The organism is Serratia sp. 14-2641, from assembly GCF_001692375.1.
Classification (GTDB): domain Bacteria; phylum Pseudomonadota; class Gammaproteobacteria; order Enterobacterales; family Enterobacteriaceae; genus Chania; species Chania fonticola_C.
In genome coordinates this window covers 1-20,802 of record NZ_LXKR01000013.1, presented here as the reverse complement: position 1 = coordinate 20,802, position 20,802 = coordinate 1, and the positions used below count along the sequence as shown (strand labels likewise).

Genomic DNA, 20,802 nt, shown 5'->3' with positions numbered 1-20,802 from the left:
TGAGACTGGACGTATTCGCAGCAACCAGACTCATTATCAAGCCAGGGATTATCATGAACAGCAAAAACCTCGCCGTGATCGGCGAATGCATGATCGAACTGTCGCAGAAAGGCGCCGATCTCAGCCGTGGATTCGGTGGCGACACTCTCAACACTGCCGTCTATATCGCCCGCCAAGTGCCGCAACAGGCTCTGAACGTGCATTATGTCACCGCGCTGGGCACCGACAGCTTCAGCCGGGAAATGCTGCAAACCTGGCAGCAGGAGCAGGTGAAAACCGATCTGATCCAGCAATTGGACAACAAGCTGCCGGGGCTGTACGTGATCGAAACCGACGATACCGGCGAGCGCACCTTCTATTATTGGCGTAACGATGCTGCCGCCCGCTACTGGCTGGATGGCCCACAGGCAGAGAGCCTGTGCGCGCAGCTGGCGCAGTTTGATTACCTGTATCTGAGCGGTATCAGCGTAGCGATCCTCAACCCTGCCAGCCGGGCCAAATTGCTGACCCTGCTGCGCCAATGCCGGGCCAACGGCGGCAAAGTGATCTTCGATAACAACTATCGGCCACGGCTGTGGCAAAGCCAGCAAGAGACTCAGCAGGCCTATCGCGAGATCCTGGCCTGTACCGACATCGCCTTCCTGACGCTGGATGATGAAGATTTACTGTGGGGCAAGCAGCCGGTTGAGCAGGTGGTGAGCCGTACCCGCGACTTTGGCGTAAGTGAGATTGTGATTAAGCGTGGTGCAGATTCCTGCCTGGTCTTCTGTGCCGATGGGGAAACCCACGACGTACCAGCAGTCAAACTGCCAAAAGAGAAAGTGATTGATACCACCGCCGCTGGGGACTCCTTCAGCGCGGGCTATCTGGCAGTGCGCCTGACCGGCGGTGATGCCGTTAGCGCGGCCAAACGTGGCCACCTGACCGCCAGCACGGTGATCCAGTATCGCGGGGCCATTATCCCACGCGAGGCGATGCCGCAGTAATTTCCGTCGTCTAGATAGGCGAAAGGCCAGCAACGATGCTGGCCTTTTTAGTTGGCCCGATAAATCGGGCCGCTACAATCTTGGTGCTTAACCAGCTACTGCGATACGTTTCATATCGGTCATGTAGCCACGCAGTTTACGGCCTACGGATTCGATTGGGTGGTTGCGCACCGCTTCGTTCACGTCACGCAGCTGCGCGTTGTCAACGGTGGTACCAGCAACAGATTTACCCAGATCGCCCGCCTGCAGAGTGGTCATGAAGTCTTTCAGCAACGGTACCGCCGCATAAGAGAACAGGTAGTTACCGTATTCTGCAGTATCGGAGATCACCACGTTCATTTCATACAGACGCTTACGCGCGATGGTGTTGGCGATCAACGGCAACTCGTGCAGTGATTCGTAGTAAGCAGACTCTTCGATGATGCCTGAATCCACCATGGTTTCGAAGGCCAGCTCAACGCCCGCTTTTACCATTGCTACCATCAGTACGCCGTTGTCGAAGTATTCCTGCTCGCTGATTTTGCCTTCAAACTGCGGCGCGGTTTCGAAAGCGGTTTTGCCGGTCTCTTCACGCCAGGTCAGCAGTTTCACATCGTCTGCGGCCCAGTCTGCCATCATACCGCTGGAGAACTCACCAGAGATGATGTCGTCCATGTGCTTCTGGAACAGCGGAGCCATGATGCCTTTCAGTTGCTCAGACAGCGCATAGGCACGCAGTTTCGCCGGGTTGGACAGGCGATCCATCATCAGGGTGATACCGCCCTGCTTCAGCGCTTCGGTGATGGTTTCCCAGCCGAACTGGATCAGTTTTTCTGCGTACGCCGGGTCGGTACCTTCAGACACCAGCTTGTCGAAGCACAGCAGAGAACCCGCTTGCAGCATACCGCACAGGATGGTCTGCTCGCCCATCAGGTCAGATTTCACTTCTGCCACGAAGGAGGATTCCAGCACGCCTGCACGGTGGCCGCCGGTGGCTGCCGCCCATGCCTTGGCAATCGCCATGCCTTCGCCTTTTGGATCGTTTTCCGGGTGAACCGCGATCAGCGTTGGTACACCGAAACCACGTTTGTATTCTTCACGTACTTCGGTACCTGGGCACTTAGGCGCAACCATCACTACGGTGATGTCTTTACGAACCTGCTCGCCCACTTCAACGATGTTGAAGCCGTGGGAGTAGCCCAGCGCAGCACCGTCTTTCATCAGCGGCTGTACGGCACGAACTACTGAGGTGTGCTGCTTGTCTGGCGTCAGGTTAACTACCAGATCGGCCTGCGGGATCAGATCTTCGTAGGTGCCAACCTTGAAGCCGTTCTCGGTGGCTTTGCGCCATGAGGCACGCTTCTCGGCAATCGCTTCTTTACGCAGCGCATAAGCCACGTCCAGGCCGGAATCACGCATGTTCAGCCCCTGGTTCAGACCCTGAGCACCACAGCCGACAATCACCACTTTTTTCCCTTTCAGGTAGCCAGCTTCATCCGCAAATTCGTCACGCGCCATGAAACGGCACTTACCCAATTGCGCCAACTGCTGACGCAGGTTCAATGTGTTGAAATAGTTAGCCATGGTGATGCTCCAGTTAGATGTTGTGTCGTGCAATATTATTCTCATCCCCACCCTGTCGGTACGGGATCCGTTGAAACCAATGTATAACAGGAATTGCGTTGCTTAAATTGATATATTACGAACGTGACGTTGCAATTTCTGCAACACCCCGCTGCGAGCGTACTGATTATGGACTTACGTGATCTCAAGCTGTTCCTGCACCTGGCGGAAAGCCATCACTTTGGCCGTACCGCCAAGGCGATGCACGTCAGCCCCTCCACGCTTTCCCGCCAGATCCAACGGCTGGAAGAAACGCTTGGACAACCGCTGTTTCTGCGTGATAACCGCACCGTAGAGCTGACCGATGCGGGTGAACAGCTGAAAGTGTTCGCACAACAAACGCTGCTGCAGTATCAGCAGTTGAAACATTCGCTTGGCCAGCACGGCCCATCGCTGAGCGGCGAACTGCGCTTGTTCTGCTCGGTCACCGCCGCTTACAGCCATCTGCCGCCGATCCTCGATCGCTTCCGTGCTCAGCATCCCCTGGTTGAAATCAAATTGACCACCGGTGATGCCGCCGATGCGGTGGACAAAGTGCAGTCCAACGAGGCCGACCTTGGTATCGCCGGGCGGCCTGAAACCCTCCCCACCAGCGTCGCTTTCACCCAAATCGGTGAGATCCCGCTGGTGCTGATTGCTCCCGCTCTGCCGTGCGCGGTTCGAACGCAGGCTTTTGCCGAGCAGCCGGACTGGGCCAATATGCCGTTTATCCTACCGGAGCATGGCCCGTCACGAAAACGCATCGAGCTGTGGTTCCGCCGCCAGCACATCACCAATCCGCTGATTTACGCCACCGTCGGTGGGCATGAGGCGATTGTTTCGATGGTGGCATTAGGCTGCGGTATCGCGCTGATCCCCAGCGTGGTGGTAGACAATAGCCCAGAGCCAGTTCGCAACCGCATTTCTCAGTTGGAGAATATCTCGATGGTCGAACCGTTCGAACTGGGGGTCTGCGTGCCGAAAAAACGCCTCAACGAACCGCTGATTGAGGCGTTCTGGCAACTTTTGTGAATAGCAGTGCGATCCCCACTCAAAACTCAATGAGGTTGTTTATCACAACTTAATAATACCCTATGGATTTCAAATCACAGCTAGGCGGCCAGCTCGCTCATCCCCAGGAGCTTACTTTTGGGTAAGTGACTGGGGTGAGTGCAGCCAACAACGCTGTGGCTTGAAAGACGACGGGTATTCATAGGTCTTGGGGATCGACCTGCTTCATCGCTTCTACCTGCATCAGCCACTGGTACAGCGGCTCCAACTGCTGGAAACTCTGGGTCAAGGTTGCGACCAGATCGGCGCTGAACAGCTTTTCCACCTGATTATCTGTGGCCATCACCGCAAAGGACTTACGGTTGTACCAGGTGGCAATCTCCGGTGCCTGCTCCAACACTCGCGGGCGCTTATAGCTTTCCCCCACCAGCTCGAACGGCGCGCGGCAGCACTCGGCCACCTCCAAAAACGCCTGTGGCCTGCGCAGCAAGGTATGGCGAAACAGATCCATGGTGGCTTTGTCGGCGCTGTAATAGCCCAGGCCATAACGCAGCATGTCCGGCCCCAGCTCAAAGAAATACACCGGTGCCAGCTTCCAGTCTTTGCTTGGCCGCTTGAAGGTCAGCCACATACGGCTACGATAGCGGGATTTATCATGGGAAAAACGCGTGTCGCGATGAATGCGCGACAGCGTTTTGCCAATGGCCGGACGGGTTTCAAACTGCGGGTCAATCATCAGCATCGCAGGACTCAGCGCATCCACCAGCGAACGAAACGGCGTTAACAGCTCACGGTCATACACGCCCCGATTGGCATCAAACCACTCCTTGTCGTTCTCGATCCGCACCTGTTGCAGGAAGTCCAGCCCTTGTTGGCTGAACCCGGTGAACTCATTACTCATACGCTATCCTTGTCGCCGATGTTAGCCTTGCAGGAAGAACCGGAAGGCCGGGTTGTCGGTCTCATCATGGCAGTCGTAACCCAACGCCTGCAGGTGCTGCTCAAACTCTGGCTCGGTCTGCGAAAGCTCAAACCCTGCCAACACGCGACCAAAATCGGTGCCGTGGCTGCGGTAGTGGAACAGCGAAATATTCCAGTGCGTGCCCAGCGTTTGCAAGAACTTGAGCAGAGCACCCGGTGACTCTGGGAACTCAAAGCTGTACAGACGCTCACGCAGCGGTTTCGAAGGCCGCCCGCCAACCATGTAACGCACGTGCAGTTTCGCCATCTCATCGTCGGACAGGTCCACTACCTGATAGCCATCACGGTTGAGCTCATCGATGATTTCCAGCCGCTCGGTATGGCCTCGGGTCAGGCGGACACCGACAAAGATGCAGGCGTTGTCGGCATCGGCATAGCGGTAGTTGAACTCGGTAACCGCACGGCCGCCCAACAGTTGGCAGAACTTCAGGAAGCTGCCCTTCTGTTCTGGAATGGTCACCGCCAGCAGCGCTTCGCGTTGTTCGCCCAGTTCGCAGCGTTCGGAAACGTAGCGCAGGCCGTGGAAATTCACATTGGCACCGGAAAGCACGTGGGCCAGCCGCTCACCCTGAATATTGTGCTGCTGCACGTATTTTTTCAGCCCTGCCAACGCCAGCGCGCCGGAAGGTTCAGCGATGGCCCGCACGTCTTCGAACAGGTCTTTCACCGCTGCGCAGATCGCATCGCTATCAACGGTGATCACGTCATCAAGGTATTCACGGCACAAACGGAAGGTTTCATCACCGATGCGCTTTACCGCCACGCCTTCGGCAAACAGCCCAACGCGCGCCAGATCGACCGGCTGCCCGGCATCCAGCGCCGCACGCAGGCAGGCCGAATCCTCGGCTTCCACGCCAATCACTTTGATTTGTGGCATCAACTGCTTGATCAGCACCGCCACACCGGCCGCCAGGCCACCACCGCCAACCGGGACAAACACCCGGTCCAGGTGCGCGTCCTGCTGCAACAGCTCCATCGCCAAAGTGCCCTGCCCGGCAATCACTGCCGGGTGATCGAACGGTGGCACGAAGGTCATGCCCTGCTGCTGCGAGAGCTCAATCGCCTTGACCTTGGCTTCGTCGAAGTTGGCACCGTGCAGTAACACTTCACCGCCGAAACCGCGCACCGCATCAACCTTGATATCCGCCGTCGACACCGGCATCACGATCAGGGTTTTGATCCCCAAACGGTTGCCGGAAAAGGCGACGCCCTGCGCATGGTTGCCCGCAGAGGCCGTGACCACGCCACGTGCCCTCTGCTCTTCATCCAGGCTGGCAATCATCGCGTAAGCCCCGCGTAGCTTAAAGCTGTGCACCGGCTGGCGATCTTCGCGCTTCACCAGAATGGTATTGCCGAGGCGCGCAGAGATCTTGCCCATTGTCTGTAACGGGGTGACCTGAGCCACCTCGTAAACTGGCGAGCGGAGTACCGCTCGCAAATATTCGGCGCCGCAGGGGGCGTCGGGTAGGGGTTGTGATACCGCCATGGTGGTTAGCCTCCCAGCTTGCTCTTGTCCCGCACTGCGCCTTTGTCTGCACTGGTAGCCAGCGTAGCGTAAGCACGTAACGCATAAGATACCTGGCGCTCACGCGCTTTCGGTGTCCAGGCCGCATCACCGCGTGCCAGTTCCGCCTCACGGCGTGCAGCCAGTACGCTCTCCGGCACATCCAGCACCATGCTGCGTTTCGGGATATCGATATCGATCATGTCCCCTTCTTCCACCAGCGCAATCAGGCCACCGCTGGCCGCTTCCGGCGAAACGTGACCAATGGATAAACCGGAAGTGCCGCCAGAGAAGCGGCCATCGGTGATCAGCGCACAGGCCTTGCCCAGCCCCATCGATTTCAGATAGGTAGTTGGGTAAAGCATTTCCTGCATGCCAGGACCGCCTTTTGGCCCTTCATAGCGGATAACAACCACGTCGCCCGCGACCACTTTACCGCCCAGGATCGCCTCAACGGCCGTATCCTGGCTCTCATAAACTTTGGCTGGCCCACGGAAGGTCAGGTTGTCTTTATCCACGCCGGCGGTTTTAACGATGCTGCCGTCTTCGGCCATGTTGCCATACAGCACCGCCAGCCCCCCCTCCAGGCTGAAGGCGTTTTCCAAGGAGCGGATACAGCCATCGGCACGATCGTTGTCCAGGGTGTCCCAACGGCAGTCTTGAGAGAATGCCTGGGTGGTACGGATACCTGCCGGGCCTGCGCGGAACATTTTCTTCACGGCCTCATCCTGAGTCAGCATGATGTCGTACTTTTCCAGGGTCTCTGGCAGCTTCATCCCCAGGATGTTATCCACATCGCGGTTCATCAGCCCGGCGCGATCCAGCTCGCCAAGAATGGCCAGCACGCCACCGGCACGGTGTACGTCTTCCATATGGTATTTCTGAGTGCTTGGCGCCACCTTGCAAAGGTGTGGCACTTTGCGGGATAGACGATCGATATCCGCCATGGCGAAGTCGATCTCGCCTTCCTGCGCTGCCGCCAACAGGTGCAGCACGGTATTGGTGGAGCCACCCATCGCAATGTCCAGCGTCATGGCGTTTTCGAACGCGGCCTTGTTGGCGATGCTGCGTGGCAGTGCGCTCTCATCGTCCTGCTCGTAGTAACGCTTGGTCAGTTCAACGATGCGCTTACCGGCGTTCAGGAACAGGTCTTTACGATCGGCGTGGGTCGCCAACAGCGAGCCGTTGCCTGGCTGGGATAGGCCCAACGCTTCGGTGAGGCAGTTCATGGAGTTGGCGGTAAACATCCCGGAGCACGAACCGCAGGTTGGGCAAGCGGAACGTTCGATTTGTGCGCTGTCGGCGTCGCTGACGTTCGGGTTAGCCCCCTGGATCATCGCATCGATCAGGTCCAGCTTGATGATTTTGTCGGAAAGCTTGGTTTTACCGGCTTCCATCGGGCCGCCGGAAACGAAGATCACCGGAATATTCAGGCGCAGTGACGCCATCAGCATCCCTGGGGTGATCTTGTCGCAGTTTGAGATACACACCATCGCATCGGCGCAGTGGGCATTCACCATATACTCCACCGAGTCGGCGATCAGTTCGCGCGACGGCAGAGAATAGAGCATGCCGCCGTGGCCCATGGCGATCCCATCATCCACCGCAATGGTGTTGAACTCTTTGGCAACGCCGCCAGAGGCTTCGATCTGTTCTGCAACCAACTTGCCCAAGTCGCGCAGATGCACATGGCCCGGCACAAACTGGGTGAAGGAGTTGACCACCGCAATAATCGGTTTGCCGAAATCGTCGTCGGTCATCCCGGTCGCGCGCCATAATGCGCGGGCACCCGCCATGTTGCGGCCGTGGGTGGTGGTGGCGGAACGGTACTTAGGCATGCTCTTCACTCCAAAAAATAGTCATTTTACGGATGGCGAACGAACCATCCGTTTAGTGTTGTCTGTCGTTATTGGTTTACCGGATCCAACCAGCCGTACTTGTCTTCGGTTTTGCCGCTGAACAGGCCAAAGAATGCCTGCTGGATCTGCTTGGTAATTGGGCCGCACTTGCCGATCCCCACCTGAATGCCATCCACGCTGCGCACCGGCGTGATTTCCGCCGCGGTGCCGGACATAAACACTTCGTCCGCCAGATACAGAGACTCACGGGAAAGCACTTGCTCACGCACTTCGAAGCCCATGTCTTTTGCCAGCTTGATGATCGCGTCACGCGTGATACCCGGCAGAGCGGAGGAGGTGAACGGTGGAGTAAACAGCACGCCGTCTTTCACTTCAAACAGGTTCTCGCCTGCGCCTTCAGAGATATAGCCGTGAACATCCAGCGCGATACCTTCCTGATAGCCGTGGCGGCGTGCTTCGCTGCCCACCAGCAGTGAGGAAAGGTAGTTGCCCCCGGCTTTCGCCGCGGTAGGAATGGTGTTTGGTGCCACACGGTGCCAGGAAGAGACCATCGCATCGATACCTTGATCCAGCGCTTCTTCACCCAGATACGCGCCCCAAGGAAACGCCGCGATAATCACGTCGGTTTTATAGCCAGCCGGTGGGTTAACGCCCATGCCAACATCACCAACAAACACCAAAGGACGAATATAAGCGCTGACCAAATTGTTTTTACGCAGCGTAGCACGGCAGGCTTCCATCAGCTCATCGACGCTTTGCGTTACCGGCATGCGGTAAATTTTGGCCGAGTCATGCAGACGCTGCATATGTTCACGGTGGCGGAATACCACTGGGCCTTTATGGGAGTCGTAGCAGCGGACCCCTTCAAATACCGACGTCCCGTAGTGTAACGCATGTGACATTACGTGAACCTTGGCATCGGCCCAGGGAACCATCTCACCATTGAACCAGATATAATCAGCTTTCTTCGTCATTGTTCTGTTCCTTTTGCGCAATCAGGCGCGTATTTGTTGTGATGATTGTTGCTGGATCTCAACGCTGGAGACATCCATCAGTTTGCTTAACTGAGATGACAGTAAATCCACAGGGCGCTGGCTGGCAACGGTCAATTCAATATTTATATCGTCGCTATTGCTGCCCGAAGCCATATTCATAGCACAGACCTGGAAGCCACGGTGACGGACAACGCGCAATACGCGCTCTAACATTTCAGGGCGGAAGCGGGCCTGGATCGAGAGTTGATGCTGCATCATGATACTTTCTCCAACATGGTTTCGTTGCCTGCGCCCGGCGGCACCAGCGGCCAGACGTTCTCGAGTTCATCAATGGAAACCTGCAGCAGATAAGGCCCTTCGCTGTTAAGCAAGGTATCGAGCGCGTCTGCGACCTGGTCTTTGCGGGTAATACGTTGGCCGGGGATGCCGAAGGCGCTGGCCAATATCAGGAAATCGGGGTTATCGGAGAGGTTGGTTTCGCTGTAACGACCATCAAAGAACAGTTGCTGCCACTGGCGAACCATCCCTAAACGCTGGTTATCCAGTAACACGATTTTCAGCGGTAACTGTTTGCGTTTGATGGTGCCCAACTCCTGCACGTTCATCATGAAGGAACCATCCCCGGACACGCAGATCACCATGTCCTCCGGGCGTGCCATCTGCGCACCTACCGCAGCGGGGATACCGAAGCCCATCGTCCCCAGCCCGCTGGAGGTAATGAAGTTCTCTGGGCGTTCAAAGCTCATGTGCTGAGCTGTCCACATCTGGTGCTGGCCCACGTCGGTGGTCACTACGGTATTGGCCGGTTTGCGTTCAGACAGTTGCTTGAGCAGCAACGGAGCATAAATCGGTTGGCCCGGGTGGTCGTAACGCCAAGGGTGGGTTTCTTTCAGTTCGGCCACTCTTTGCAGCCAGGGAGCGATCTGCATCGGCTGTTGCAGCGCTGGCAGCAGGGTTCTCAGATCCCCTTGCAGGGCCACATGCGCTTGACGCAGCTTGCTCATTTCCGCCGGGTCGATATCCATGTGGATCACCTTGGCCTGCGGCGCAAAGGCGTTCAGCTTGCCGGTCACCCGGTCGTCAAAACGCGCCCCCACGGCTATCAATAAATCACACTCTTGCACGGCAAAGTTGGCAGCTTTGGTGCCATGCATACCCAACATGCCGAGATAATACGGATGGTTGGCATCCGGTGCGCCCAGGCCTTTCAAGGTCGCCACGGTTGGGATCTGCGTCAGCTCGACAAATTCCCGTAATGCCGGGACGGCCTGCGCCATCCCCACGCCACCGCCCACATACAGCATCGGCTTCTTCGCCTGTGCCAGCAGTTGCGTGGCCATGGCCAACTCTGCTGCGGGATGTTCGAACGGATCTTCTACCGGCATCAGATGGGGAGGCAAATCACCCTGCGCCAGTTGGATGTCTTTCGGGATGTCGATCAGTACCGGGCCTGGGCGGCCGCTGGTGGCAATGGCAAACGCCTCTGCCATGATCCCCGGCAGCGCTTCCAGCGACTCCACCAGGAAACTGTGTTTGGTACAGGCCAGAGACAGGCCCAGAACATCGATCTCCTGAAAAGCATCGGTACCGATAAGCGCAGAACCGACCTGACCGGTGATCGCAACCACTGGCACCGAGTCCAGCAGCGCATCCGCCAACCCGGTGATCAGGTTGGTCGCGCCGGGGCCAGAGGTGGCGATACAGACGCCAACTTTACCGCTGGAACGGGCATAGCCAATAGCCGCAATCGCCGCACCTTGCTCATGACGACACAGCAGATGTTCAACCCCGCCGTCATACAACGCATCGTAGACCGGCATGATCGCACCACCGGGATAGCCGAATACCTTGTCTACCCCCTGCGCACGCAACGCTTGAACTACCCACTGAGCACCATTCATGGTTATTTCCCCGCCTTGTTGCGGGAAGTGCAGGATTTTATTCTGTTGGTCATTCTCTGCTCCTTGTTCACATTTTCTTGGCATAAAAAAACCCCCGGACCTTTTGGGTGCGGGGGTTATCTTGCGATTCCGGCTTGTTTTCTAAGCCTTTCTTCGTCCAAGTGCAGCCCCGCACGGTGGGATAATAATCACCACCACGCTAATCACGACTAGGCTAATCACTTGGGCTAGGGCTTTCATAATCGGTTTGTTCACTATGCTTGTTTCGAACTAATGCCTACAGAGTTACCATAGCAGGCGGTAACCTGACAACACTTTTTTTGCGTTATTATTCGGCTCTGCCGGGTCAAAACTGCAACAAAACGCATGAAATTCAAACGCTAACACCAGCACTAGGCGCTTTACTTTCCACCGCAATCGCTTTGCCGCGCGTATCCTTGCCAAAATACACCAGCACCGCGATCACAATCGCCACCGTCCCGGCGATTATCGCCATCGCCAGGCCGTAGTTTTGCCCATGATGTTCCGCAATCGCGGCCTGCAAGGTTGCATTCACCGAAGCAATCAGGTTACCCAGTTGGTAAACAAACCCTGGCAATACCGCGCGAGTATTCGCTGGCACCAGTTCGTTGAGGTAGGTTGGGATCACCCCCCATGCCCCCTGAACCATGAATTGCATCATGAACGCCCCCAACCCCAGCATCAGCGAACCACTCGCGAAGGCCCACAGCGGGATGACCGGTAACGCCAGCAGGGCAGCAATAATTATGGCTTTCTTGCGGCCAATTTTTTCCGACAGAGTACCAAAGAAAATACCGCCGATAATGGACGCGATATTGTAGCTAATGGCGATGATACTGACGGTTTTAGGATCGAAACCGTGCTGAATTTTCAGGAAGGCCGGATACATGTCCTGCGTGCCGTGGGAGAAGAAATTAAACGCCGCCATCAGCAGCACCAGATAGAGACACAGCTTCCAATGACTCTTGAGAACTGGCAGCAAAGCGGTGCTTTCTTTACGTGCCCGTGCCGCCAGCCACACCGGCGACTCTTCCACGCAGAAGTAGATAAACGGCAGCAACAGGATCGGCGCGGCCCCGATCACGAACATGCCACGCCAGCCGACCACTTCAAACAGCAGGCCATAGGCCACCGCCGCCAACAGATAGCCAAACGGATACCCCGCCTGGAAGATACCGGACATCAGGCCACGCGAACGGTCAGGGATGCTTTCCATCGCCAGCGAAGAGGCCACGCCCCAGATGCCGCCCATCGCCACGCCGTAAAGCACTCGCAGCAACAGGAAGACGGTCAAAGAAGGAGCGGCCGCCGACAACAGCTCAAATACCGAGAAAAACACGATATTCAACATCAGGATCGGTTTACGACCGTACTTTTCCGCCGCACGGCCAAAAATAAGCGCGCCAATCGGGCGTACCGCCAACGTCAGCAGGATCGCCAGGGTGACTTCTTCCATCCCGACCTGAAAAGCCTGAGCTATATCGCTGAGCAGGAAGACCAGCACAAAGAAATCGAAAGCATCGAGCGTCCAGCTTGAAAAGCTGGCAATTGCCGCATTGCGCTGCAGCGGAGTCCAACCAAACATAGTGTTATCCCTACCGTAGAGTACTAGGTCATCAGATTTAGCGGCGGCCGCAGCGGGTGCGGTAGCGGTCGGGGCTTTGTTAAAGAAGTGATTTTTATTTTAACCAATTGTTAAATACACCCATTAACCCTGCTGTTGCAACTTGGTTAGCTTGCTAATTTGTTGCAGCTTTCCCGTAATTGTTAATGGGTATTACAACGAAATGCGTAGCAGCTTGAAAAAAATCACTAACGTGATGAAATAAATTACTTTTAATTTTGTAGCACTACGCAAATTGACGATGAGTAGCGCGCGGCTTTCGGGCTGTTCCCGCATCATGTTGCCTTCAGCGAGGAGAGCAATATGTCACTGGCGGTAATCTATACCCGTGCCACGATCGGCGTGCAGGCGCCTTCGGTCATGGTTGAAGTCCATATCAGCAACGGATTACCCGGCCTTACACTGGTCGGCCTGCCGGAAACCACGGTGAAAGAAGCCCGTGACCGGGTGCGCAGCGCACTGATCAACAACGGCTTCACCTTTCCGGCCAAACGCATCACCGTCAATCTGGCACCGGCCGATTTGCCTAAGGAAGGGGGGCGCTATGATTTACCCATTGCGCTGGCCATTCTGGCGGCCTCAGAGCAGCTGCCAGCAGATAAGTTGGCGCACTATGAGTTCCTGGGTGAATTAGCGCTTTCTGGCGCATTGAGGGCGGTGCACGGCGCCATTCCGGCGGCAATAGCGGCAGCCGAGGCCAAGCGGGAGTTGATCCTGGCTGCGGCCAACGGCAAAGAGGCGGGGTTGCTTCCCAACAGCACGACCCGAGTCGCAGAACATTTACTGGAGGTTTGCGCTTTTTTGCAGGGTAAGGGGGATCTGCCGATCGCCGTAGCGCCTCCTGCGGCTGCCACGTCAACGGAAACTGCCGACTTGCAGGAAGTCATTGGCCAGGAACAGGCAAAGCGAGCGTTGGAAATTGCCGCGGCCGGGGGCCACAACCTGTTGCTGCTTGGCCCTCCGGGCACCGGCAAAACCATGCTGGCCAGCCGCCTCAATGGCTTGCTGCCGCCGTTAAGCGATCGGGAGGCGCTGGAAAGCGTCGCCGTTGCCAGCCTACTGCATCATCCAGATGAAACCCTGCCATGGCGCCAGCGGCCGTTTCGCGCCCCACACCACAGCGCTTCGATGGCTGCCCTGGTTGGGGGAGGTTCCTTGCCACGGCCAGGGGAAATCTCCATGGCGCACAACGGCGTACTGTTTCTGGATGAGTTACCCGAATTTGAACGGCGAGTATTAGATGCGCTGCGTGAGCCACTGGAATCCGGTGAAATCGTCATCTCACGCGCCAGCGCCAAGGTACGCTTCCCTGCCCGAGTGCAGCTGATTGCGGCGATGAACCCCAGCCCAACCGGGCACTATCAGGGCATACACAACCGCACGCCACCGCAGCAGATTTTGCGCTACCTCGGCAGGCTCTCTGGCCCCTTCCTCGATCGATTTGATTTGTCGATTGAGGTGCCGCTGCTGCCACCGGGCGTACTGGCCAAGCAGCACCATGCTGGGGAAAGCAGCCAACAGGTACGTCAACGGGTGCTGGTGGCGCGCGAACAGCAGCTGGCACGGGCAGGTAAAGTGAATGCGCTGTTGAGTAACCGCGAGGTGGATCGGGATTGCCATTTGCCTGCAACTGAAGCGGAGTTTTTAGAGAAAACGCTGAGCCAACTGGGATTATCGGTTCGAGCCTGGCATCGCATCCTGAAAGTGGCACGCACGCTGGCCGATTTGGCAGGGGAACAACAGATTGATAAACGCCATCTCAGCGAAGCGCTCAGCTATCGCAGTATGGATCGCCTGCTGCTGCAGCTACACCGCAGCCTGGAATAAAAAATGGGGCCGAATGGCCCCATGATGATCAATCGTCGCTTTCAGTGTAGTCTTCTACCGCATCAGCCTGCGGCTTGCCACCTGACAGCGTATGGAATTTTTTCGGGCGGCGGGTGCGCGCCAGATATTTAGACCATACTTTTTCTTGCTCGGTTACCGGTTCACGCTCACCGCGACACACTGCAACGAACAACTGTTCTTCTTCAGTGGCTGGCTGGCGTTTGCCGGCATCCAACTCGTTGAACGCATACCCGAAACGCTCTAGCAATTGCGCTTCTTTAATGGTGAAATCGCCGTGACGGGAGAACCCGCGAGGATAGTTTTTATTATCAAAAAAACGACTGTTGGTGGTGAAGCTATCCGCCATCTGACACGCTCCTAATTCTCTCATGGCCGTGCTGTTTATGGCGCGGAGTATTAGATAGGCTTGACATCGTGTAAAACAAAACATTTAAATCTTAACGATAAAAAACTTTGGAGATTGGTGTGGACACCGAATTACTGAAAACCTTTTTGGAGGTCAGTAGAACGCGACACTTTGGCCGCGCAGCGGAATCCCTGTACTTAACGCAGTCTGCGGTGAGTTTCCGTATCCGTCAGCTTGAAACTCAATTAGGGGCGAATTTATTCACTCGCCACCGCAACAACATCCGCCTGACACCTGCAGGAGAGCGGCTGTTGCCCTATGCCGAGAGCCTGATGAACACGTGGCAGTTGGCAAAGAAAGAGGTGGTGCGATCGCTACAGCACAGCGAACTTTCGATCGGTGCCACCGCGTCGCTATGGGAAGCTTACCTCACGCCCTGGCTGCAATCGCTCTACCAGCAGCGGGAGGCCTTGCAGCTCGAAGCCAGGGTAGCCCTGCGCCATTCGTTGGTGAAGCAGTTACATGAAAGACAGCTCGATTTGCTAATCACCACCGAACCGCCAAAGATGGATGAGCTGGCCAGCCAGCTATTGGGTAACTTCTCGCTTCGCCTGTTTTCCTCGTCGCTACGCGATAACCCCGCCCCCATGCCTTACATCAAACTGGAATGGGGTGCCGATTTTCACCAACAGGAAGCCCGCATGCTTGAGGGCGACAGCATGCCCGTGCTGACCACTACTTCGGCGCATCTGACGCGCCAATTGCTGGAGACAACCGGTGGCTGTGCATTTCTCCCCAGCCAGTGGGAAAAAGACTACCCTCAACTGGTCGCTGTTGCTGACGCCCAGCCGATCGTTCGTCCGCTTTATGCCGTCTGGCTGCAAAACAGCGACCAACAGCCGTTAATCCGCCAACTGCTGAAAATACCTTTAAATACCGCAACCTGAGCGGCTATGACGGCTTCAGGCGGGGATGGCGGGGTTTTTGCCCGTCTGGTCTGCCAAAAGGCGCTCATCGCCTTCTGGAGGCCGATAAAGCAGAACAGCAGGATGCCGATGACGATTTTGGTCCACCAGGAGCTGAGGGAGCCATCAAAAGTGATGTAACTCTGGATCAAGCCTTGGATCAGCACGCCAAACAAGGTGCCCAAAATGGTACCGACGCCGCCAGTCAGCAATGTTCCCCCAATCACGACCGCCGCAATGGCATCCAGTTCAACACCACTGGCAGCCAGCGCATAACCGGCAGAAGTGTACAGCGAGAAAATTATGCCGGAGAGGGCCGCCAGCGTACTGGAGAGCATGTAAATCTGGATGGTGGTACGCCGTACCGGCACCCCCATCAGCGCAGCGGAGACCGGATTACCCCCGATGGCATAGACGTTATGGCCAAAACGGGTGCGATGCGCCAGGATCATGCCAATCGCCACGACCAGCAGCATCACCAGCGCCAATAAGGTAAATCGGCCACCACCGGGGACTTTCCAGGCATAGTTTGCCAGCGTGGCATAAAGCGGGTGATCGATCGGCAAAGACTCTTCTGACACGATAAAACTCATGCCGCGCACGAAGAACATCCCCGCAAGCGTGATGATAAAAGCAGGTAATTTCAGCACGTCAATGATCCACCCCATCAGCGCCCCAAATGAGGCCCCCATCAGCAAGGCAATGACAAATGCATAACCTGGAGCAATACCATAAGTGCCAATCAGCTTGGCCAGCAGTACGCCGGTAAAGGCGATCACCGAGCCCACCGAAAGATCTATGCCCCCTGAAAGGATCACAAAGGTCATGCCTACGGCCACAATGCCGAGAAAAGCGTTGTCGGTCAGCAAATCGCACCAGACGCGGGTGGAAGCGAAGCTGGGGAATTGACTGAGGCAAAAGGCGTAACCCAGCAGGAAAACCGCGATCGTGATCAATAGGGGAAGGTTACGCTTCATCATGATTTACGTCTCCGCCACAACCGCTGTAATGACACACTTGGGGATTGCACCAGCAACACGGCTAATACCACCACCGCTTTCAACACCAGGTTAAACTCCGGTTTATAACCCGAAAGCAGAATTCCAGTATTCATGCCCTGAATGATTAATGCCCCCACCACCGAGAGCAGCAGATTAAAACGTCCGCCCAGCAATGACCCACCACCAATCACCACGGCCAGGATCGCATCCAGTTCGAGCCACAGGCCCGCATTGTTGGCATCCGCACCGCGGATATCCGCCGTGACGATAATCCCTGCCACCGCTGCGCACAGGCCGCAAATGATATATACCGCAATAATCACCCAGCGAGTACTGACGCCAGCATTACGTGCTGAGCGCAGATTGATACCGACCGCTTCAATAAACAGCCCCAAAGCGGTTTTGCGTATCAGTAACCAAATCAGCAGCAGCATGATGGTAGCAATGATCACTGGCATCGGCAGATACATCAGCGAACCACTGCCAAGCTTGGCTAACCCTTGACTCTCAAAGGTGACGATTTGTCCTTCGGTAATCAACTGCGCGATACCGCGCCCGGCCACCATCAACATCAAGGTAGCGACGATCGGCTGGATTTGCAGCACCGCAACCAAGAAGCCGTTCCACAGGCCACACAGTGCCCCAACCGCTAATGCGGCCCCCAGGATGTAAGCTAATGGGTAGCCAGCGCTAGTCATGGTGGCCGCTGTCGCCCCGGCAATCGCCATTACCGCACCGACGGAGAGATCGATCCCACCGGTGGCGATCACTAGCGTCATACCCAAAGCAAGCAGCGCGACAGGGGCGCCACGGTTAAAAATATCAATCACGCTGCCGAACAGGCGGCCATCCTGGATATGAATTGAAAAGAAATGGGGAGCGACCAGGCTATCGATAAGTAAAATCACCGCCAGCGCCCCCAGCTGCGTCGCTCCGGCGGGCATTACCCACCTTACTTTGCGCGGTCCACCGGTCATGGGAAAACTCCTGTGGTTCATGCTGCCCCCTGTTGCACGGCAATGGCCTGCATAATGGCGGGAACCGTAATGGCATCATGCTCAAGCTGCGCCACATGTTTTCTATCGCGTAATACCACGATGCGATCGGCATAGCCTGCTAGCTCCTCCAGTTCGGAGGAAATAACCAGCAGTGCCAACCCTTCATCACAGAGCCGTTCAATCAGGCGGATAATTTCCGCATGGGCCCCCACGTCAATGCCACGCGTTGGCTCATCCAGGATCAGGAAACGGGGTTTGGTCGCCAGCCAGCGGGAAAGCAGTACCTTCTGCTGGTTACCGCCGGAAAGGTACTGGATTTGCTGCTCCGGCCCCGGCGTGCGGATCCCCAGCAGTTTAATGAAATCTTCCGCAATTCGGGTTTGCTCACGCAGCGGGATAGGCCGTAACCAGCCACGCTGCGCCTGCAATGCCAGAATGATGTTTTCCCTTACCGTGGCCGCGCCGACAATACCGTCGGTCTTACGATCTTCTGGGCAATAGCCAAATCCCAGGCTGGCCGCTTTACGGGGCGTAGGGATCGCCACCGTTTTGCCCTCAACCTTCGCAATACCTTTATCCCGAGCCTTAATGCCGAAGATCAGTTGTGCCGTCTCAGTACGCCCCGATCCCAGTAAACCAGCCAGGCCGACGATTTCCCCAGGCCGTAGAGCCAGATCAAAGGGCTCAACCATGCCGCGTCGGCCATAACCGCTAAACTCCACTAACGGCGGAGCCTGCACGGCCTGATGTTCGCTGCGTTTGAGCAGCGTCTCATCAAAACTATGGCCAAGCATCATCTGCACCAACTCGAGCCGTGGCAGCTCGGCGGTGACACGAGTCCCGACCAGCTTGCCGTTACGCAACACCGTAATACGATCGCTGATGCGGTAAACCTGTTCGAGAAAATGGGTGACGAAGATCATCCCCATTCCCTGAGATCGCAGTTGGCTAAGAATATCCAGCAGCAGGGTGACTTCCTTGGCATCCAGGCTGGCGGTGGGTTCATCCAGGATCAGTACCTTGGCGGAGAGATCGACGGCGCGAGCAATCGCGACAATTTGCTGAATGGCGATCGAGTAGTTGCCCAGCGGCTGGCTGACATCCAGCGGTAATCCATAGCCTTCCAGCAGCTGACGGGCATTACGCAACATGGTTTTTTGATCGATCAGGCCAAAACGGGTAGGTTCGCGGCCGATAAACAGATTGGCGGCCACCGAGATATTAGGCAGCAGGTTAACTTCCTGATAGACGGTGCCAATCCCCAACGATTGCGCCTGGGCCGTATTCTGTGGCGCAATCGCGGTGCCTTCTAGCCAGATCTCACCGGCGGAGCGTTGGTAAACACCGGTCAATGCCTTAATCAGCGTGGACTTGCCCGCGCCGTTTTCCCCAAGAAGCGCCACCACCTCACCGCGTTGTAGTGTGAAATCAACCTGCTCCAGCGCTTTTACACCTGGAAACTCCACGGATAATCCGCTTATTGCCAATAATGCTGCCTGAGGTGTAGCCATTATCTGCTCCGCCTGTTAACGATCAATATCCCATGCTTTTCTTCATATCGTATTCCTGTCTGGCAGTTTCAGGCTGCAGCAGTTTCGACTCGGTCTGGATAAATTTCTGTGGCTGTGTGCCGTCTTTTTTCAATGCAATCAAGGCATCAAACGCAGGGCCTGCCATATTTGGCGTCAGTTCAACCGTGGCGTTGGCTTCCCCTTCCATCATCGCTTTGAAGATATCCGGCACGCCGTCGATGGAAACAACCTTGATCTGTGAGCCCGGTTTGAGGCCGGCTTCTTTGATCGCCTGGATGGCACCAATGGCCATATCGTCGTTATGTGCATAGACGGCGCAGATATTTTTGCCGTTCTGTTCAGCCTTGATAAAGCTTTCCATCACCTCTTTACCCTTGCTGCGAGTAAAGTCGCCGGACTGCGAACGGATGATTTTGACGTTGTCGGCAGAGGCAATACCGTCCGCAAAGCCTTTCTTGCGGTTAATGGCCACGCTGGACCCAACGGTACCTTGCAGTTCCACCACGTTACAGGGCTTGCCCGCAACGGCTTTCACTAGCCATTCGCCTGCAACTTTCCCTTCATGGACGCTGTCAGAAGCGACGGCAGCGGTATACAGCGAGGGATCGTTCACTTCGATCATGCGATCCAACAGGAAGACCGGAATTTTGGCCTCTTTCGCTTCCTGCAATACCGGGGTCCAACCAGTGGCCACTACCGGCGCAATGAAGATGGCGTCAACGCCTTGAGCAATAAAGGATCTCACCGCCTTGATCTGGTTTTCCTGCTTTTGCTGTGCATCGGCGATTTTCAGCGTAATACCCCGTTTTTCCGCCTCCTGTTTCGCCACTTTGGTTTCTGCCGAACGCCATCCTGATTCAGAACCAATCTGAGAAAAGCCGACAACCAAGGGGGCAGCCTGCACCGCTCCCATCAACACACCGCTTATGGCGGCCGCTAACAGTAAACGCTTAACCATGTTTTTCTCCTCGCTCTACCTGACTCGGTCAGACAGAGATGGTTGTAGGTGTATTCGCTTTCATCGAGTGTGCCCAAAAAACTCGTGGGGCTTATAAGGTGTAGTTGAAATACAGGGAGGAATGATGAGCGATATCACAGCGCGGGATTACAACCATTTTGTGCATAGATACAGCTAGAAATGTCTAAATTGGGAACGATTTCGGCGGGAATTTTGTACGCGTTAGCGGGAGGACTGGCAATTCTAGGCGAGTAGAAAGCAAAAAAAACCCTTCGCTTTCGCAAAGGGTTTCTAATATGGCAGGGGCGGAGAGACTCGAACTCGCGACACCCGGTTTTGGAGACCGGTGCTCTACCAACTGAGCTACGCCCCTAAATTACGCTTAACATTATGCCTGCTAACAGTAGCAGGCATAATTTAAATAAGTGGCGGAACGGACGGGGCTCGAACCCGCGACCCCCTGCGTGACAGGCAGGTATTCTAACCAACTGAACTACCGCTCCACCGATTCTTTTACGTCGCATCTTTCGATGCTGGCAAAACCACCTTGGTGATTTCGCGCATTATCAGGTGTCATACTGATAACGTTTAATTGATGCCTGGCAGTGTCCTACTCTCGCATGGGGAGACCCCACACTACCATCGGCGCTACGGCGTTTCACTTCTGAGTTCGGCATGGGGTCAGGTGGGA

The 20,802-nt window shown here is 56.0% G+C and carries 17 protein-coding genes, 2 tRNA genes, 1 rRNA gene and 1 pseudogene; 4 read left to right on the top strand and 17 right to left on the bottom strand.

Annotation, left to right across the window (positions count from 1 at the left end):
* Positions 1–53: 53 nt before the first annotated feature.
* Positions 54–986: a sugar kinase gene (locus A6U95_RS06830; RefSeq protein WP_065683947.1), complete on the top strand. Its 933-nt coding sequence runs from the start codon at positions 54–56 to the stop codon at positions 984–986.
* An 87-nt stretch (positions 987–1,073) separates the two neighbouring features.
* On the opposite strand, the gene ilvC is transcribed toward A6U95_RS06830, so the two are convergent.
* Positions 1,074–2,549, bottom strand: coding sequence for a ketol-acid reductoisomerase (gene ilvC / locus A6U95_RS06825; protein WP_065683946.1), 1,476 nt, complete (start codon positions 2,547–2,549; stop codon positions 1,074–1,076).
* Positions 2,550–2,717: 168 nt separating this feature from the next.
* Between ilvC and ilvY the strand changes: the two genes are divergently transcribed.
* A complete protein-coding gene (gene ilvY, locus A6U95_RS06820) occupies positions 2,718–3,599 on the top strand; it encodes an HTH-type transcriptional activator IlvY (protein WP_024527663.1) in 882 nt (293 codons plus the stop codon).
* A 178-nt stretch (positions 3,600–3,777) separates the two neighbouring features.
* On the opposite strand, the gene A6U95_RS06815 is transcribed toward ilvY, so the two are convergent.
* The 8 genes from A6U95_RS06815 to A6U95_RS06785 form a co-directional block, all read right to left on the bottom strand.
* Positions 3,778–4,479, bottom strand: a complete 702-nt coding sequence (locus A6U95_RS06815) for a DUF2461 domain-containing protein (protein ID WP_065683945.1) — start codon at positions 4,477–4,479, stop codon at positions 3,778–3,780.
* Positions 4,480–4,500: 21 nt separating this feature from the next.
* Positions 4,501–6,045, bottom strand: coding sequence for a threonine ammonia-lyase, biosynthetic (ilvA, locus tag A6U95_RS06810; RefSeq protein ID WP_021181821.1), 1,545 nt, complete (start codon positions 6,043–6,045; stop codon positions 4,501–4,503).
* A gap of 5 nt (positions 6,046–6,050) precedes the next feature.
* Entirely contained in the window at positions 6,051–7,901 is a 1,851-nt protein-coding gene (gene ilvD, locus A6U95_RS06805) for a dihydroxy-acid dehydratase (protein ID WP_021181822.1), read from the bottom strand.
* Between the two features lie 68 nt (positions 7,902–7,969).
* Entirely contained in the window at positions 7,970–8,896 is a 927-nt protein-coding gene (gene ilvE, locus A6U95_RS06800; RefSeq protein ID WP_021181823.1) for a branched-chain-amino-acid transaminase, read from the bottom strand.
* Between the two features lie 21 nt (positions 8,897–8,917).
* Positions 8,918–9,175, bottom strand: coding sequence for an acetolactate synthase 2 small subunit (ilvM, locus tag A6U95_RS06795; RefSeq protein ID WP_021181824.1), 258 nt, complete (start codon positions 9,173–9,175; stop codon positions 8,918–8,920).
* Positions 9,172–10,818: an acetolactate synthase 2 catalytic subunit gene (gene ilvG / locus A6U95_RS06790; protein ID WP_024527666.1), complete on the bottom strand. Its 1,647-nt coding sequence runs from the start codon at positions 10,816–10,818 to the stop codon at positions 9,172–9,174. Before ilvG ends, ilvM begins: the two co-directional genes overlap by 4 nt.
* A 141-nt stretch (positions 10,819–10,959) precedes the next feature.
* Positions 10,960–11,058, bottom strand: coding sequence for an ilv operon leader peptide (ilvL, locus tag A6U95_RS29635; RefSeq protein WP_071681478.1), 99 nt, complete (start codon positions 11,056–11,058; stop codon positions 10,960–10,962).
* Between the two features lie 133 nt (positions 11,059–11,191).
* Complete coding sequence (locus A6U95_RS06785) at positions 11,192–12,424, bottom strand: MFS transporter (protein ID WP_065683944.1); 1,233 nt, start codon at positions 12,422–12,424, stop codon at positions 11,192–11,194.
* A 342-nt stretch (positions 12,425–12,766) separates the two neighbouring features.
* Here A6U95_RS06785 and A6U95_RS06780 point away from each other — a divergent pair, with 342 nt between their 5' ends.
* The gene (locus A6U95_RS06780) at positions 12,767–14,290 is read left to right on the top strand and encodes a YifB family Mg chelatase-like AAA ATPase (protein WP_065683943.1); all 1,524 of its coding nucleotides are present in this window, start codon (positions 12,767–12,769) and stop codon (positions 14,288–14,290) included.
* A 28-nt stretch (positions 14,291–14,318) separates the two neighbouring features.
* Here the strand turns inward: A6U95_RS06780 and A6U95_RS06775 are convergent, their stop codons facing one another.
* Positions 14,319–14,657, bottom strand: coding sequence for a DUF413 domain-containing protein (locus A6U95_RS06775; protein WP_021181829.1), 339 nt, complete (start codon positions 14,655–14,657; stop codon positions 14,319–14,321).
* Positions 14,658–14,776: 119 nt separating this feature from the next.
* Here A6U95_RS06775 and hdfR point away from each other — a divergent pair, with 119 nt between their 5' ends.
* Complete coding sequence (gene hdfR / locus A6U95_RS06770) at positions 14,777–15,604, top strand: HTH-type transcriptional regulator HdfR (protein ID WP_065683942.1); 828 nt, start codon at positions 14,777–14,779, stop codon at positions 15,602–15,604.
* Between the two features lie 35 nt (positions 15,605–15,639).
* Here the strand turns inward: hdfR and yjfF are convergent.
* The 7 genes and pseudogenes from yjfF to rrf all read right to left on the bottom strand — a co-directional run.
* Positions 15,640–16,602 (bottom strand): annotated as a pseudogene (gene yjfF, locus A6U95_RS06765) (galactofuranose ABC transporter, permease protein YjfF); the annotation flags it as partial.
* Positions 16,599–17,621 carry a galactofuranose ABC transporter, ATP-binding protein YtfT gene (ytfT, locus tag A6U95_RS06760; protein ID WP_139102342.1) on the bottom strand — a complete coding sequence of 341 codons (1,023 nt, stop codon included), beginning with the start codon at positions 17,619–17,621 and terminating at the stop codon, positions 16,599–16,601. The pseudogene yjfF and the gene ytfT, both read right to left, overlap by 4 nt.
* Entirely contained in the window at positions 17,618–19,132 is a 1,515-nt protein-coding gene (gene ytfR, locus A6U95_RS06755; RefSeq protein WP_065683940.1) for a galactofuranose ABC transporter, ATP-binding protein YtfR, read from the bottom strand. The genes ytfT and ytfR overlap by 4 nt, the downstream gene beginning before the upstream one ends.
* Positions 19,133–19,154: 22 nt before the next feature.
* Positions 19,155–20,111, bottom strand: coding sequence for a galactofuranose ABC transporter, galactofuranose-binding protein YtfQ (gene ytfQ, locus A6U95_RS06750; RefSeq protein WP_065683939.1), 957 nt, complete (start codon positions 20,109–20,111; stop codon positions 19,155–19,157).
* A gap of 297 nt (positions 20,112–20,408) precedes the next feature.
* Positions 20,409–20,484, bottom strand: a tRNA-Trp gene (locus A6U95_RS06745).
* A gap of 53 nt (positions 20,485–20,537) precedes the next feature.
* Positions 20,538–20,614: transfer RNA gene (locus A6U95_RS06740), tRNA-Asp, on the bottom strand.
* Positions 20,615–20,708: 94 nt separating this feature from the next.
* Positions 20,709–20,802 (bottom strand): 5S ribosomal RNA (gene rrf, locus A6U95_RS06735); the annotation flags it as partial.